Raw genomic sequence first — 14,992 nt, forward strand, 5'->3', positions numbered from 1 at the left:
TCATGACGCGCCTTTGGCACATCTCGTCCCGGGGCAGGAACGCCGCCGGGCTCGACCGGGAGGTTGCCCGCGCCACAGCCCAGGGCGCCACTGAGCTCGGCCCTGAAGTCCCCACGGGAGACACTCCCGAAGTCGCCGCCGGAGACGCAGCAGACGGCGCCGCGGGCGGTGACCGGCCGGCCGAGAGCGCCATCGTCGTGACCGTGGTGCCCGGGTTCAACAGCCCCGCCCCCAGGGTCTGGATCCGCAACGACGGCGGCAGCGAGGTCACCGACCTGGTCGTCACGCACGCGCCGAGGTCGGGCGAGCCCGTAGTCCTCGACACTCCCTCGCACCGGCTGCTGCCCGGCGAGGCGTGCGTCGTCGCGCTCGGCGAGGGCGCGGACGGCGAGGTGCGCGTCGCGGGCAGCGCGCGGCGCGAGGGCGCCGAGCCGATGGCGGTAGAGGCGGCTGCCACTGTCCCGCGACCTGTGTGATCTACCAGCTGGCACCGGCACCTGCCTCAGGACCACCGCATCGGGCGAGGTGACCTCACAGGGCCGACCGACCCTGGTCACGGCACGTGGTTGTCGCCGAACCCGGGCAGGTCGCCAAGCCGGAACCTGCGGCGGCCGCTCGGGATCGTGACCGACGCAAGCCTGCCCTCGCGCGCCCACCGGAGCAGCGTCGAGCGGCTCACGTGGATGAGGTCCGCAGCCTCCTGCGGGGTCAGCAGCCGGTCTCGGGACGCGTGCGCGTCGGCCGGCGTATGCCGCGCCCCCTCCGGAGGTGGCACCTCGGGTCGCGGGTGCGGCGCTTTCGCTTCCGTCGACGGCACCCCGGGTTCGGTATGCCGTTGGTCGGGCTCGCGGTGCCGCGCCTGGGTGTCGGTATGCCGTTGGTCGGGCTGCCGCTGCCGCGCCTGGGGGTCAGGGCCGCGAACCTCCGGCGTCGGTCGCCTCGAGCCGCGCCCGGGCCGCCGCGTCATGCGCAGACCCGGGCACCCGCGCCGGGCGGGGTCTCGACGATCAGCGGCATACGGGGGTCCTTCGTGAGCGCACCTGCGGGTCGGGGGAGACGCTTGGGTGGCCCAGCGGGGTCGGACACCCAAGGGCCACTACCTCGTAGACGCACGAGCGGGCCGGTCATGGCGCGGGGTCGGCACGGCGCGAGCCTTCCGTGCAACACACCGAGCACCGGCCAGGTGTGACGGATATTTCCGTCGGACCTGCCGACTGCTCGGTGTGTTGCGGTCTGCAGCGCCGTGGCCGCGAGTTCCATCCGAAGTCGCTGGGCAAACACCCGTGGCAGGACGAATGTCCGGCTTCGGCGCGTAGCGTCGGATGGTCCGATCGTCGACCCAGATGGAGACCGCTCGCTTGACGGCCGAGAGCCTCGTCCAGACATCCCCGTGGCACGTTCGGCTGCGGGGTGGTGGCCTGCCACGCACGGGCCCGCCGCGCTGGGTCGTCGTCGTCGCAGTGCTCGTCATCGCCCTGATCGTCACCGGCGTCTGGGAGCAGGCGGTCGCACCGTTCATCCGGCGCGACGACTGGCCATATCTGCTCCCGTCGCACACCCCGGGCGCCGGCAGTGTCCTGTCCAAGGACCTGCACGAGGGGCGGTGGCTCAACACCCTGTGGTGGAAGGTCATCGGCCAGCACAGCACTCCGCTCTCGGCGTCGTTGACGTACGTCGCGGCATACCTCGGTTTCGTCGTCGGGTTCTGGCGGATCCTGCGCCTGGCCATGCCGCGGCTGCACTGGGCGGTCGACGCGCTGCTCGGGTTCACGATCTTCGTGTCCGCGCTGTGGGTGCAGCTGTTCTACTGGCCAGGCACGCTCACGCCCTCCGTGATCGTCGCGGCCGTCGGGGTCTGGACGCTCCCGCTCCTGGCCGGGACCCGGGTTCGGCTGGGGCTCTGGCTGGTCGTCGGCACCGTCGCGGCGATGCTGACCTACCCGCCTGTCGGGGTAGTCCTTTTCCTCGCCGCGGTCGTGCAGCTGGGGGTACGACGCTGGCGCGACCTGATCCTGCTCGCGGTCGGCTATCTCGTCGGTTTCGCCCTCGGCGTCCTCGTGATCGACCTTCTGAACGGGATCGTCTTCGGGCACTTCGGCATCGAGATCGCCGCGTGGCGGCGACCGAACCCGTTGCGCAGCCTGTCGGCCCTGAGGGTCAACGTCACCCGCTATGCGCACGAGTTCATCCGCCTCGTCAGCGGGGTGTGGCCGGCGGTGGTGGTCGGCGTCGCCACCGTCGTCCTCGGCTGGCTGGACGAGGCCGTGCGGCCTCGCCTCGTTCGAGTGCTCTTTGGAATCGCCGTCGTCATCAGCCTCGACGTCGCCCAGACCCTCGTCACCGGCGTTGTCACCGACACCCGGGGCGAGCTCTGGGCCTGGCTCGCCGTCCTGCTGCCGACGGCCCTGCTCCTCATCGGGTCTCGGAGGTCACGGATCGCCGGCATCGTCGGCCTTGCCGCGCTCGCGGTCACCGGGGTCGCCATCTGGCGCGCCGACCTCGGCGGCCACCTCCAGACGCGGAGGCAGTATGACGCCGTTGTCGCCCTTGCGACCCAGCCGCGTTCCGACGGCACCGTCCCCCAGGTGATCCTGTACCAGTCGCCCAAGGAGAAGGCGTCCAACGCCGGCGGGATCATGGCGGGCACGATGCAGATGATGCTGCGGCAACAGCTCGGCGGGCATGTGCCGCGATGGTGCAAGCCGGCCGAGTGCAGCCAGATCGCACGCGTCGCCCCCCGACCGGGCGTCACGGCTCCCAGCGAGTCACCGGACGAGGCACACCGGTGGGTGGTCGACCTCGGCTCGGTCCGTGCCGTGGTGATCCCACCGCATCCAGCCTGGATCTGAGCGTTCTCGACGCAGCGGGACCCGACAAGACTCGACCCGGGGACGGCCATGCCGGCGGCACGGCGACCGCCAGGGCGGGCGTCAGGGCCGGGCGTCAGGGCCGGGCCGTCAGGGCCGGGCGTCAGGACCGGGCGTCAGGACCGGGCGTCAGAGGGTGCTGCTGAGGGTGGACTTGATCTCGGTCTTCAGGACCTTGCCCACCTTGGAGCGAGGCAGGTCGGACCACACGTGGACCGCCTTGGGTGCCTTGACCGAGCCGATCCGGTCCTTGACGAACGCGATTAGCTCCGGCTCCTGCACCGAGCGGCCCGGCAGCACCTGGACGACGGCCTCGACGCGCTCGCCCCACTTGTCGTCGGGCAGCCCGACCACGGCGCACTCCTGGACGTCGGGGTGCTGCATCAGAGCCTGCTCGACCTCGGTGGAGTACACGTTGAAGCCGCCCGTGATGATCATGTCCTTGGCCCGGTCGACGATGTGCAGGAAGCCTTCGTCGTCGAGGAAGCCGATGTCACCGGTGTGGTGCCATCCGAACCGGGACGCCTCGGCCGTCGCGTCCGGGTTCTTGTAGTAGCCAGGCATGACGAGCGAGGAGCGCACGACGATCTCACCGCGCTCGCCAGCCGCCACCAGCCCGCCGAACGGGTCCATCACGGCAACCGTGACGAGTGGTCCCGGACGGCCTGCGGACGACAGGCGCTCGACCGCGATCGAGCCGTCCGCCCGGAAGTGGTCCTTGGGCGGCATCATCGAGACCATCATCGGCGCCTCGGTCTGGCCGAAGAGCTGGGCCATGACCGGGCCGATCCGGCGTAGAGCCTCCTCGAGCCGGCTCACCGACATCGGCGCCGCGCCGTACCAGAAGCACTGGAGCGACGAAAGGTCCGTCGTGTCGAGCGCCTCGTGGCCCAGCGCCATGTAGATGAGGGTCGGGGGCAGGAACGTGTGCGTCACCCGGTGCTGCTCGACCAGGCGCAGGAAGCCGCCGACGTCCGGCGCGCGCATGATGACGATCTCGCCACCGTGGCACAGGATCGGGAAGCACAGCACCCCGGCCGCGTGGGTCAGCGGCGCCAGCGCGAGGTACACCGGTCGTCCCACGAACGGGTAGCCCATCAGCGTCAGCGCCGTCATCGTCTCGAGGTTGGTGCCCGTGAGCATGACGCCCTTGGGCCGGCCGGTTGTCCCGCCGGTCCCGACGATCATCGCCAGATCCGCAACGGCGGGGAGGTCCGGTCCCTCCACGATGACCGGACCTGCCCCGCCGCGCGTCTCGTCCTGGCCAGCGGGAGCCGGGGGGATCGGGGTGAGAGCACCACCCCCGCCGGCCAGGAACTCTGTCCAGGTGACCGCGCCGGCGACGTCGGTGGAGACGTCGCCGTCGAGGCACACCCAGGTGTGCACCTTCGGCAGCTCGTCGCGGATGCGCGCGACGAGACCTGCGAAAGACTTCTGGAAGACGAGCACCGAGCAGTCCGACAGGTCGAGCAGCTCGCGGTTCTCCATCGCCTCGTTGCGCGGGTTGATCGGGCACCACACGGCGCCCGCGCGGCTGATCCCGAAGACGCACGAGAACGCGACGGGGTCGTTCGCGGACAGGATCGCCACCTTGTCGCCGGGCCGCACCCCACGCCCGGCGAGCGCAGCGGCCACGCGGAACGACAGGGCCTGCACGGCGGCATACGTCATCGACTGCCCGTCGGTGGTCAGGCACGGCGCATCGGCGCCGAGCGAGGCACCCTTGTCGAGGTAGTCGACGATCCGCACGGCTCAGCGCTCGATGGTGAGGACCGGCTCCATGACGAGCCCGAACGAGCGGAGCACACCGAGCAGCTCGCGGTGCCCGAAGGCCTGGCAGGCGGAGGCGAAGCCGGCGCGGTGGGGCGGCTGCTGGAGAAGGGAGTATGCGGCATACGCCTGGAGGGCGCCGGTCTGCTTGTAGTTCTGGTTGCCGTGGATGACGCAGTGCGCGCGGCCGAGCGGGCCCGAGGCGTGAACCGAGTCGAGGGACTTGTTGAGGCGAGGGTTCTCGCGGGGCGGCATCTGGTTCATGACCTGCTCCGCGGTCGCCTTGAGGGCGGCGTACTTCGCGTCCGGGTCGAGGTCCTTGGTGGCCTCGAGCGCCGCGGCGACGATCTGTGGGACGCCGAGCATCAGCGGCTTGTTGAGGACACCGCCGAGGACGCGGACGTTCGCCACGCGCGGGTCGCGGCGGAACCACACCGGGTGCGAGGTGCCACCCCACGGGAGCGCGAGGGCGAGCTCGTGCTGGCCAGGGATGGCCAGCTGGTAGAGGCCGGCGTCGGGGTCCCACTCCTGGTAGGCGTTCTGCTCCAGGTAGTACGCCTTGGACATCGCGGCGTTGACGAGGATGGACTGCGTCGAGGCGATCGTCGGGGATCCGCTCCAGAACACAGCGATGTCGAGCGTGTCGAGGCCAGGTGTCTCGAGGCACAGCTGCGCGGCGATCTCGCCGGTGGTGTACATCTGCGCAACGCCCGGGGCGAGCAGCAGTCCGGCTGCGGCGAAGTCGGCGCCGTACTTCTCGTCGCACCGGATCAGCCAGTCCTGCTCGCCGGTGGTGTCGAGGTAGTGCACGCCGGCCGCGAGGCTGGCCTCGACGACCTCAGGCCCGAACCGTGCGAACGGGCCGACCGTGTTGCAGACAACCGAAGCGCCGCGGAACAGCTCGGTCAGCGCCTCGACCGAGTGCTCGACGGTCTGGATCTCGAAGTTCGCCGTCTCGATGCCGGCGACGTTCTGCGCCATCGCCTCGTTGAGCTTGTCCTTGTCCCGGCCGGCCGCGACGAACGGGACGTTGAACTCGCGGAGGTACTCGCAGATGAGACGGCCGGTGTAGCCGGAGGCGCCGTAGACGATGACGGGCTTGTCGGTCATCGTCATCACATCCCCATGCCGCCGTCGACGGGGAGCCCGACGCCGGTGATGAACTTCGCCGCGTCGGAGGCGAGGAACACCACGGCATCGGCCATGTCGTCGACCTGGCCGAGACGTCCGGCCGGGGTCAGCCCGACGACCGCCTCGACGGCCGCCTCGGGCGAGGGGAAGAGCCCGAGCTCGGCGCAGTCGTTGGCCAGGCCGGCGCCCATTGCGGTGGGAACGAGCCCGGGGTAGATGCAGTTGACGCGGACGCCGTACCCGAGCTTGCCCGACTCCATCGCGGCGACCCGGGTGAGGCGGTCGACGGCCGACTTCGTCGCCGAGTAGACCGCGATGCCGGGGAAGGCGATCGTCGCGGCGACCGACGCGACGTTGACGATGGCTCCGCCCTTGCCGCCCGCGCCGCCCGGCCGCATCGCGCGCAGGCCGTGCTTGATGCCGAGGGTCGTGCCGAGGATGTTGACGTCCAGCATGCGCCGGATGTCGGCCGGGTCAACCTCGGAGATGAGGCTGGTGATCTCGATGCCGGCGTTGTTGACCAGGACGTCGAGGCCGCCGAGCTTCTCGACCGTCTCGGTGACCGCCCGCTCCCAGTCGTCCTCGGCCGTGACATCGAGCTTGACGAACCCGTGCTCCTCGCCGAGCTCCTTCGCGACCTGCTCGCCGGAGTCCTGGACGTCGGCGAGCATGACGCGCGCCCCGGCCGCGGCGAGGGCCGATGCCATGCCCTCCCCGAGCCCTTGGGCGGCTCCGGTGACGAGGGCCACTCGTCCGGTGAGGTCGATCGAGGTCATGGCGGGCTCCTTTGCCGGCACTGGTTTGAGGCTTGGGCCGCGAACCCCCGTCGGGTCGCGGTTGGCAGCAGGCTCCTCCCGGTCCTGGACACTTGTCAAGAGTTTCCTTGACACTTGACCAAACTCTCTATGACACTCGTCAAGACACAACCCCGGATAGAGTGCAAGGCACCCCGCCGACCGAGATATGCCGGACGAGCGGGCCGACGTGAGCACCCGAGACGAAGGCGGTGAGCCCGACATGACGCCAGCCAGCCAGGTCGTCGTGCCCGCGGCCGACCGCTTCGAGAGGGCCCGGGTCGACAAGTTCGAGGCGCGCCGGGCCGAGCTCGCCGACGCCACCCTGGCCACGCTGGGCGAGCTCGGCTTCGCCCGGACCAGCCTGCGGGAGATCGCGCAGAAGACCGACTTCTCCCACGGCGTCCTGCACTACTACTTCCGCGACAAGATCGAGCTGATCACCTTCTGCGTGCGCCGCTACAAGGAGCACTGCGTCACGCGCTACGACGAGATCGTCGCCGAGTCGCGCGACGCGCCGGCTCTCGCGCAGGCCTTCGCCGACGCTCTCGTCGGAACCATGCTCGAGGACACCGCGATGCACCGGCTCTGGTACGACCTGCGCGTCCAGGCGATGTTCGAGGAGGGCCTGCTCTCGACGGTCATCGACCTGGACCGCCAGCTCGAGGAGATGATCTGGCGGGTCGTGTCACGTCACGCCGAGCTCGCCGGCAGCGAGGTCGCGATGACGCCCGCCGGGTCGTATGCCGTGTTCGACGGGGTTTTCGAGAATGCCCTCCACCGGCATCTGGCCGGTGACACCACAGCCCCGCATCGCCTGCGCCGCGACGCCGTCTTCGTCCTCGAGCGCATGATGGCCGCCTGAGGTATTTCCTGGTTCGAGGTATTCCGGGTTCGAGGTATTTCGTCGTGCCATGCCGCGACTCCATACCTCGACTCGGATACCTCGAACCGGGTTCCTCGAACCGGGTTCCTCGACCCGGAGCCTGAGCTGCGTCAGGCGGTGCGCTGGATGAGTGACGGTCTGCGCCCAGCGTCCGAGGTTTGAGGTCGTTCAGGGCTCACGAGCTCGAACCGGTGCGCTCACCCCGCCTGGGTGAGTCGCCGTGCTCGGAGAGGTCGGCATGCTCGTGAGCGTCACTCTTGGAAGGAGGGGGGCTCCCGTGAGCACTCCAGCGGCACGCGCCATCGACCCGATCCCGTCCGCCCGCGGCACCGCCTCGATCTCGACTGCGGCCCAGCTGCCGCCGGCCGAGCACGCCGGGGCGGTGGCCATCCCGCTCGCGAAGGGCGGTGAGCCGCCCGCGGAGCTCGGCCTCAGCGGTGCAGCGTTGCGCGCCGCGGGGTTCGACGGCAAGCGGGGTCAGACCCTTGTCGTGCCGTCGTCGGACGGGCACGTGTTCGTCGCGGTCGGGATCGGCGCCGGCGAGAAGGTCGACACGGCGATGGTGCGCGACCTCGCAGGCGAGTTCGCTCGCGCCGTGCCGCACCAGAAGCGCCTCGCCGTGAGCCTTCCCGCGACCGGAACCGCCCTGAGCCCAGCGGAGTTCGCAGAGGCCATGACCGAAGGTGTCGTGCTTGCGCGCTGGCGCTTCCTCATCGGCAAGGGCGCTGACGAGTCGACACTCGACTCGCTCGTCATCGTCGCTCCGGCCGAGCTCGCGCAGCAGGTGCAGGAGGGCCTCGAGCGGGGCCGCGTCCTGGCCGCGGCGGCCAGCCTGGGCCGCGACCTCGCAAACTGCCCCGCCGCGATCCTCACTGCGACGAGAATGGCCGAGGTCGCCCAGGAGGTCGGGCCGCAGTCCGGTCTCGAGGTCGAGGTATTCGACATACAGCAGCTCATCGAGATGGGCTGCGGTGGCCTGCTCGGGGTCAACCTCGGCAGCGTCGAGGAGCCGCGCATGGTCCGGCTCCGCTACGTGCCGGACGCTCCGACCGGGCACCTCGCGCTCGTCGGCAAGGGCATCATGTACGACTCCGGCGGCATCAGCCTCAAACCGAGCGACGAGTCCCACGCCCAGATGAAGAACGACATGACGGGCGCGGCCACCGTGCTGGCCTCGATGACCGCGCTCAAGGCCCTCGGCTGCACCACTGAGGTGACGGGCTATCTCATGTGCACCGACAACATGCCCTCCGGCTCGGCGATGAAGCTCGGGGACGTCCTCACCATGCGCAACGGCAAGACCGTCGAGGTGCTCAACACCGACGCCGAGGGCCGCCTCGTCATGGCCGACGCTCTGGCGCTCGCGGTCGAGCAGGGCGTCGACGCGATCGTCGACATCTCGACGCTGACCGGCGCGTGCCTGCGCGCGCTCGGCGTCGACATGGCGGGCGTCATGGGCAACAGCGTCGAGATCGTCGAGCAGGTCAGGCGGGCGGGCGCCGTGACCGACGAGCCGGTCTGGGAGTTCCCGCTGCATCGGCCCTACCGGTCCCAGCTCGACTCGGTGGTAGCCGACTTCACCAACATGGGCGGACCCAACGCCGGTCAGATCACGGCCGCGCTGTTCCTCGCCGAGTTCGTCGGCGACCGGCCGTGGGCGCACCTCGACATCGCGGGGACGGCGCAGCTGCCGGCCCCACGCGCCTGGCGCAACAAGGGCGCCACCGGGTTCGGCACCCGGCTGCTCATCGCGCTCGCGCTCGGCTTCATGCCGCCTCCGCCGCTGGAGAGCGCGGATGAGGTGGACGCCGATGACGAGGCCGGTGCCGGTGACGATCCCCGTGCCGATGACGAGGCCGGTGCCGGTGACGAGGCCGGTGCCGGTGACGAGGCCGGTGCCGGTGACGAGCCTGGCGCGGCGGCCCCGGAGCCGCAGCCATGAGCACCGTCGCCGGGTCGCCGTCGAACGGCAGCCAGGAGACTGAAGAGAAGCCGGGCGGGGCACAGCGCTTCCTCGACGCGATCGAGCGGCTCGGCAACCGGGTCCCGCATCCGGCACTGATCTTCCTCGGGCTCATCGTCGGCGTGATCGTGCTCTCGCACATCCTGTACCTGACCGGGGCGAGCGTGACGGCCGACGTCGCCCAGCCGGGCAGCCTGCCGGCGGTGCCCGACTACGAGGGCGGCACGGTCAACCCGGGCTACCCGCACCCGCCCGTCGGGCCGATCCCGGACTACGAGCTTCAGCGCGAGACCATCACCGCCAACAGCCTGCTCACGGGCGACGGCATCCGGTTCATCTTCACGACAGCCGTGCAGAACTTCAACGACTTCGGCGTCGTCGCCGTCATCCTCGTCGCGATGATCGGTGTCGGCGTCGCCGAAGAGGCCGGGCTCATGGGCGCCATGATCCGCAAGATGGTCAAGGTGGCTCCGGCGGGCCTCATCACGTTCATCATCGTGCTGCTCGGTGGCCTGTCGAGCGTCGCCTCCGACGCCGGCTATCTCGTCCTCATCCCGCTCGGCGCGGCGGCGTTCGTCTCGCTCGGGCGGCATCCGCTCGCCGGCATCGCCGCGGCGTATGCCGGCGTCAGCGCTGCCTTCTTCGTCAACATCCTCATCACTCCGGCCGACGGCATCATCACCGAGGTCACCAACGAGACCCTCGGGCTCGTGGCGCCCCACGTGAGCCTCAACGTCACGCACAACCTGTTCTTCTCGATCGGGTCGACGATCTTCTGCGCCGTCGTCATCACGTGGATCACCGAGCGCCTGATCGAGCCGCGCCTGGGCAAGTGGGACCCGGGCGAGGCACCCGACGACGCCCAGGTCGAGCACGTCCCGAGCGACGAGGAGATGAGCCTCGAGTCCCGCGGGCTGCGGATGTCGCTCTACTGGCTGCTCGGTGCCGCGCTCGTCATCGCCCTGCTGACCGTCCTGCCGGACGCGCCGCTTCGCAACCCGGACACCGGCGAGATCTTCGGGACGTCTCCGTTCATGAGCAGCCTGCTGTTCATCATCTCGATCCTTTTCCTCGCCGCGGGCCTTGGCTACGGGCGCGGCGCGAAGACCATGCTCGGCAGCACGAACGTCATCAACGCGATCGTCAAGACGTTCAGCGGCCTGGGCGGGCTGATCTTCCTCATGCTCCTCATCGCCCAGTTCATCGCGTACTTCAACTACTCCAACATGAGCCGGCTCGCCGCGACCTGGCTGGCCGACCTCCTGGAGCGGGCCAACGTCGGGGCGTTGCCGCTGCTCATCGGGTTCGTGATCCTCGTCGCGGTGATCGACCTGATCATGCCCGGCGTCATCCCGAAATGGGCGATCCTCGCGCCGATCTTCATCCCGCTCTTCTACCAGCTCGGCATCGCCCCCCAGACGGTCATCGCGGCATACCGCGTCGGCGACGGCCCGATGAACGTCATCACACCGCTCATGGTGTACCTGCCGTTCATCGTTCTCGTCTGCCAGCGCTACCGCCGCAAGGCAGGCATGGGCACGGTGGTGTCGATGATGATCCCGTACACCGGAATCGTCCTCGTGACCTGGCTGCTCTTCTACGTCCTCTGGTATGTGCTCGGAATCCCTTGGGGCCCAGATGCCCCCGTCCATCTGGGCTGACACGGACAGCCGGCTCACCCGAGCTCGGGGGATCGAGTGAGCCGGCGCCCGGTCGGGCCCGGAGTCAGCGGCTGTCGCGCTTGGCCTGGCGCCGAGCCCCGGCGGCCTGCGACGACGCGTCGCGCTTCGTCCCGCCGGTGGTTTTCGTGGCCCGCCGTCGCGTCGAGGGCACCGACGCCTTGGTGGCCGCGGCCGGCGCGGTGTCCGGCCCCGTGCCCGCCTTGGCAGCTGCCGCCGCGGCGAGCCGCTCCTGCTTGAGGTCGCTCGCCGCCGCCTTGGCGACGACGCCGATCCGCGCGCTGACTCGTGCCAGGGCGAGCTCGAACACCTCGGCGCGCTCGGCGTTGGTGCGGTTGGCCGGCCGGGCGAACCCCCGCGCGCCCTTGGCCGCCACCAGCGCGGCCCCCTGGCGCCGATAGAGCCCGACGTGCTTGTTACGCGCGCGCCGGATGCGGGCGTGCAGGTCGAGCAGGTCGTCCTCCGACAGCGGGGCCATCCGGTCTGGCTCGGTCTCGCGGACGAGGTCGGCCTGCCCTGTGGTGAGTGATCCGATGGCGATCGCAGCCATGGCCGGTCCTTTCGTTCGTCGGGTATGCCGCTGGGTGGGCGGCCCGTCTTGCCGCTGGGTATGCCGTGTGGCGCGTCAGGTGGTGCCGCGTCCCGATGGCGCCGGGGTGGCGTCGTCGGCAGCTCAGGAGGTGGTCGGGGACGGCGGCGAGACAGTGGGCAGGCCGAAGCCGTCGATGAACACGTTGACGGTGACCGACCCGGCCTTCTCGAAGGTGAACGTCACCGGCAGCAGCCGTCCGGCCTGTGCGGTGATCCTCAGCTCGACCATCTCGAGGTGCAGGCCGCCGGCATACTGCAGCGACACGGCGATCTCTCCGGGGATGTCGACCGCAACGGGTTGCTCCGGCCCGCTCGTGCCCTGCCGCTGCACCACGCTGGTTGCGTAGACGCTCGAGACACTGACGAGCTTGTCAGGGGTGTCGCCGTCGTTGGCGATCGTCGTGAAGAGGCCGACATTCGAGCCCGCGATGGACTTTCGCTCCGCGGCAGTGTCGATCCGGGTGCCGAGCAGGCGGATGTTCCCGACCTGGGCGTTGATGCTGTTCTCCCGGATCGGGTTCGTGATCCGGGACTGCTGGACGGTCGCAGGGCTCGGTCGCTCACACGCAGCGATCCCCACCCCGAGCAGCGGCGCGAGGAATGCGACGGCGAAGGCACGGCGAGTCGTCATGGATCGACGGTAGGACCGGTCGCGAGCAGCCGTGTCGCCCATCGTGGGTGATGTGGCGGGCGGGCGCACGACACATGCTGACGGCATACGCGAAAAGCGGTCGCGCGGAGGTGAGTTTGTACGAGAATCAGCGTGCTCGACCTCTCGCGTTGCCGCGTTTCCCCTCACTACCACGGGAGCACCTATGAATAGTTTCTGGGATTGGTTCTGGCTGCTGGTCTGGACCTTCGTCTTCGTGATGTACCTGATGGTCCTGTTCCAGATCCTGACGGACCTCTTCCGCGACAAGGACGTGAACGGCTGGGTCAAGGCCCTGTGGGTCATCGGCTTGATCATCTTCCCGTTCCTCGTTGCGCTGATCTACCTCATCGTCCGCGGCCGCGGCATGGCGGAGCGGCAGATGAAGGACTACGAGGCTGCCCGCCAGTCGACCGAGTCGTACATCAAGTCGGTCGCCCAGGAGTCAAAGACGCCCGCTGACCAGATCGCGGCGGCGAAGTCGCTGCTGGACTCGGGTGCGATCTCGCAGGCCGAGTACGACCAGCTCAAGGCCAAGGCGCTCGCCTGACGCGAGCCGCCTTCCGGTGCTGAGGCGGCCGGCCCGTCCCGTGCTCACGGGCGGGCCGGCCGCCTTTGTCGTGCGCTGATGGCCGTGCAGCCCGACGTGCAGCCCGACGTGCAGGGATGCAGACCACCACTGAGCCCACCGATCAGTCAGGTGGGTCAGGGTGGTTCGCGACCAACCCGGCCGCTGGCACCGACCGTGGCACTGACCGTGGCACTGACCCTGGTGCCGGAGTCGGTCCGGGTCCCTGTCGCGATTGCGGTGGCGGCGGGCGGCGGGCGATCCCGTGCTGCCGGTGCCGGGTGCGCCGTTTGCGCCGGTGCCGGTTGCGGCGGTGGTGATTGCGGTGCTGGTGGTGGGGGTCGGTGCCAGGTGACTTCCCAGGGGGTGACCTCGGCGTCCAGGCCCAGCTCGTGCACCCGGGTGTGGTGCCGCCCGCACAGCAGCGCCCCGTTGCCCAGGTCGGTGGGCCCGCCGGTGGACCAGGGCTGGACGTGGTGCGCCTCGCACCACTGCGGCGGGACCGTGCACCCCGGGTAGGAACAGCCCCGGTCCCGCACCGCCAGCGCCAGGCGCTGCGCGGGGGTGAAGAACCGCTGCGTGCGGCCCAGGTCCAGCACCCGTGAGGGCGTGCCGAGCACGACCGGGATGATCTCGGCCTCACACGCCAGGCGCCGGACCGCGGCCGCGGACAGGACCTCGTCGTTGTCGGCCAGCCCGGCGCCGCGGACCTGCCCGAGCAGCGCCTGCAGCGACATCGTCACCACCAGCCTGGTCCGCGGCGTGCGGGTGACCCCCTGCGGGGCCGCGACCGCCCGAGCGACCAGCTCCAGCAACGCGTCCGCNCGCGCCGCATCACCGGCCGCGCCCGCCTGGTCCATGTCGGCCGCGCCAGCCGTGTCGGCCGTGTCGTCCGTGTCGTCCGTGTCGTCCGTGTCGTCCGTGTCGGCCATGTCGGCCGTGCCGTCCGTGCCGTCCGTGCCGTCCGCGGCGGCCGTGCCGGCCGTGCGTGGCGGGCGGGTCGCGGCGTGCGTGCCGCCCGGGCCGGCCGTGCCGTCGGTGCCGTCCGTGCCGTCCGTGTCGGCCGTGTCGTCCGTGTCGTCCGTGTCGTCCGTGTCGTCCGTGCCGTCGGTGTCGTCCGTGCCGGCCGAGCCGGCGGTGTGTGGCGGGCGGGTCAGGTGTCCGCAGACCGGGTGCCGGTACGGGGCCGGGAAAGCGTCCCAGTCCAGGTCCGGCCGGGGCCGGGCCAGCGGGTCGATCGCCGCGTCGAGCACCGCGGCGCCCTCCGGGTCCAGCCGCAGCCGGTACTCGATCAGACCCGCCGAGCGGCCCACTCGAGACAACGCCCGCCCGGCACGCAGCCGCGCCTCCTCATCCTGGACCTGCTCCGGCGGGCGCAACGACACCCGCGCCTGACGCACCAGCCGACGCAGCTGACGCACCCCCAACACCTCGACCTGCTCCACCATCGCATCGACCACCGCGTCCAGCTGCTCCCGGTCGGCGACCCCGGCCACCTCGTCGTGGAACCGCACCAGCACCGCCGCCTGCGCGACCGTGGCCGCCCCGCAGCGCACCTTGCCCGCCAGCACCCGCCACCGCGGCTCGGTCATGATCGCCCCGACCGCGGTCAGCTCGCCCGCCCCGGCCCCCTCCAGCACCGGCGCCCGCGCCGCCACCCAGTCATTGCGCGACAGACCCTCCCGAGCCCCCAGCCCCCGCGAGGTCACCTCACCGGCCAGCACCGCGCACAGGCTGTGCGCCAGCTCCCGCACCGCCTGCGCCTGCTCGATGGCATCACCCACCCCGGCCTCGGGCATGCACCACGTCGGGAACGAGCGGGTCACCAGCCGCAGCTCGGCCGCGATCCGCGCCAACCGCGCCGCCAGCCCCGGCAACCCCCGGAACCCCTCCAGCTCGGCCCCCGGATCCGGCTCCGAGCAAGCCAGCGACGCCAACACCGCCACCGGGTCCAGCGCCAGGCCCAGACCAGCCTCCACACCGGCCACCGGCTCACGGGTCGTCGTCGTCATGAGTAGAACATACGTTCGACCACCGACAGCCCAATCCCGCCATCCACAGGGCTCAGGTCGCAACGCTGAGCCGGACGCCGTG

Annotated in this window: 13 protein-coding genes; 6 read left to right on the top strand and 7 right to left on the bottom strand. The window is 70.6% G+C overall.

All coding sequences use genetic code 11. The features are described 5' to 3' along the window. Nucleotides 1-2: 2 nt before the first annotated feature. Nucleotides 3-476, top strand: coding sequence for a hypothetical protein (locus ACYVLP_RS01025; RefSeq protein ID WP_460625489.1), 474 nt, complete (start codon nucleotides 3-5; stop codon nucleotides 474-476). Nucleotides 477-553: 77 nt separating this feature from the next. Here ACYVLP_RS01025 and ACYVLP_RS01030 read toward each other — a convergent pair whose 3' ends face one another. Then, nucleotides 554-967, bottom strand: coding sequence for a helix-turn-helix domain-containing protein (locus ACYVLP_RS01030; protein WP_460625490.1), 414 nt, complete (start codon nucleotides 965-967; stop codon nucleotides 554-556). Nucleotides 968-1,358: 391 nt separating this feature from the next. Between ACYVLP_RS01030 and ACYVLP_RS01035 the strand changes: the two genes are divergently transcribed. Further along, nucleotides 1,359-2,849, top strand: coding sequence for a hypothetical protein (locus ACYVLP_RS01035; protein WP_460625491.1), 1,491 nt, complete (start codon nucleotides 1,359-1,361; stop codon nucleotides 2,847-2,849). Between the two features lie 147 nt (nucleotides 2,850-2,996). Here ACYVLP_RS01035 and ACYVLP_RS01040 read toward each other — a convergent pair whose 3' ends face one another. Genes ACYVLP_RS01040 through ACYVLP_RS01050 form a run of 3 tightly spaced genes read right to left on the bottom strand, consistent with a single transcriptional unit; the run spans nucleotide 2,997 to nucleotide 6,544 of the window. Next, nucleotides 2,997-4,616, bottom strand: coding sequence for an acyl-CoA synthetase (locus ACYVLP_RS01040; RefSeq protein WP_460625492.1), 1,620 nt, complete (start codon nucleotides 4,614-4,616; stop codon nucleotides 2,997-2,999). Between the two features lie 3 nt (nucleotides 4,617-4,619). Next, on the bottom strand, nucleotides 4,620-5,747 hold the full coding sequence (locus ACYVLP_RS01045) for a DUF5938 domain-containing protein (RefSeq protein ID WP_460625493.1): 1,128 nt from the start codon (nucleotides 5,745-5,747) through the stop codon (nucleotides 4,620-4,622). Between the two features lie 5 nt (nucleotides 5,748-5,752). Next, nucleotides 5,753-6,544, bottom strand: a complete 792-nt coding sequence (locus ACYVLP_RS01050) for an SDR family NAD(P)-dependent oxidoreductase (RefSeq protein WP_460625494.1) — start codon at nucleotides 6,542-6,544, stop codon at nucleotides 5,753-5,755. 208 nt (nucleotides 6,545-6,752) lie between these two features. Between ACYVLP_RS01050 and ACYVLP_RS01055 the strand changes: the two genes are divergently transcribed. The 3 genes from ACYVLP_RS01055 (at nucleotide 6,753) to ACYVLP_RS01065 (ending at nucleotide 11,072) form a co-directional block, all read left to right on the top strand. Next, nucleotides 6,753-7,427, top strand: a complete 675-nt coding sequence (locus tag ACYVLP_RS01055; protein ID WP_460625495.1) for a TetR/AcrR family transcriptional regulator — start codon at nucleotides 6,753-6,755, stop codon at nucleotides 7,425-7,427. A 298-nt stretch (nucleotides 7,428-7,725) separates the two neighbouring features. Then, entirely contained in the window at nucleotides 7,726-9,390 is a 1,665-nt protein-coding gene (locus ACYVLP_RS01060; RefSeq protein WP_460625496.1) for a leucyl aminopeptidase family protein, read from the top strand. Then, on the top strand, nucleotides 9,387-11,072 hold the full coding sequence (locus ACYVLP_RS01065; RefSeq protein WP_460625497.1) for an AbgT family transporter: 1,686 nt from the start codon (nucleotides 9,387-9,389) through the stop codon (nucleotides 11,070-11,072). The genes ACYVLP_RS01060 and ACYVLP_RS01065 overlap by 4 nt, the downstream gene beginning before the upstream one ends. A 64-nt stretch (nucleotides 11,073-11,136) precedes the next feature. Here the strand turns inward: ACYVLP_RS01065 and ACYVLP_RS01070 are convergent, their stop codons facing one another. Then, entirely contained in the window at nucleotides 11,137-11,640 is a 504-nt protein-coding gene (locus ACYVLP_RS01070) for a hypothetical protein (protein ID WP_460625498.1), read from the bottom strand. Between the two features lie 123 nt (nucleotides 11,641-11,763). Next, a complete protein-coding gene (locus ACYVLP_RS01075; RefSeq protein WP_460625499.1) occupies nucleotides 11,764-12,312 on the bottom strand; it encodes a copper chaperone PCu(A)C in 549 nt (182 codons plus the stop codon). A 184-nt stretch (nucleotides 12,313-12,496) separates the two neighbouring features. On the opposite strand from ACYVLP_RS01075, the gene ACYVLP_RS01080 reads away from it, so the two are divergent. Then, entirely contained in the window at nucleotides 12,497-12,880 is a 384-nt protein-coding gene (locus tag ACYVLP_RS01080; RefSeq protein ID WP_460625500.1) for an SHOCT domain-containing protein, read from the top strand. Nucleotides 12,881-13,035: 155 nt separating this feature from the next. Here ACYVLP_RS01080 and ACYVLP_RS01085 read toward each other — a convergent pair whose 3' ends face one another. After that, entirely contained in the window at nucleotides 13,036-14,910 is a 1,875-nt protein-coding gene (locus ACYVLP_RS01085; RefSeq protein ID WP_460625501.1) for a DUF222 domain-containing protein, read from the bottom strand. Between the last annotated feature and the right edge of the window lie 82 nt (nucleotides 14,911-14,992).

Source organism: Intrasporangium mesophilum (genome assembly GCF_054783095.1).

Coding starts and splice junctions, on each gene's coding strand:
- ACYVLP_RS01025 (WP_460625489.1), top strand. CDS start 3: ATGACGCGCCTTTGGCACATCTCGTCCCGGGGCAGGAACGCCGCCGGG.
- ACYVLP_RS01030 (WP_460625490.1), bottom strand. CDS start 967: ATGACGCGGCGGCCCGGGCGCGGCTCGAGGCGACCGACGCCGGAGGTT.
- ACYVLP_RS01045 (WP_460625493.1), bottom strand. CDS start 5,747: ATGACCGACAAGCCCGTCATCGTCTACGGCGCCTCCGGCTACACCGGC.
- ACYVLP_RS01050 (WP_460625494.1), bottom strand. CDS start 6,544: ATGACCTCGATCGACCTCACCGGACGAGTGGCCCTCGTCACCGGAGCC.
- ACYVLP_RS01065 (WP_460625497.1), top strand. CDS start 9,387: ATGAGCACCGTCGCCGGGTCGCCGTCGAACGGCAGCCAGGAGACTGAA.
- ACYVLP_RS01070 (WP_460625498.1), bottom strand. CDS start 11,640: ATGGCTGCGATCGCCATCGGATCACTCACCACAGGGCAGGCCGACCTC.
- ACYVLP_RS01075 (WP_460625499.1), bottom strand. CDS start 12,312: ATGACGACTCGCCGTGCCTTCGCCGTCGCATTCCTCGCGCCGCTGCTC.
- ACYVLP_RS01080 (WP_460625500.1), top strand. CDS start 12,497: ATGAATAGTTTCTGGGATTGGTTCTGGCTGCTGGTCTGGACCTTCGTC.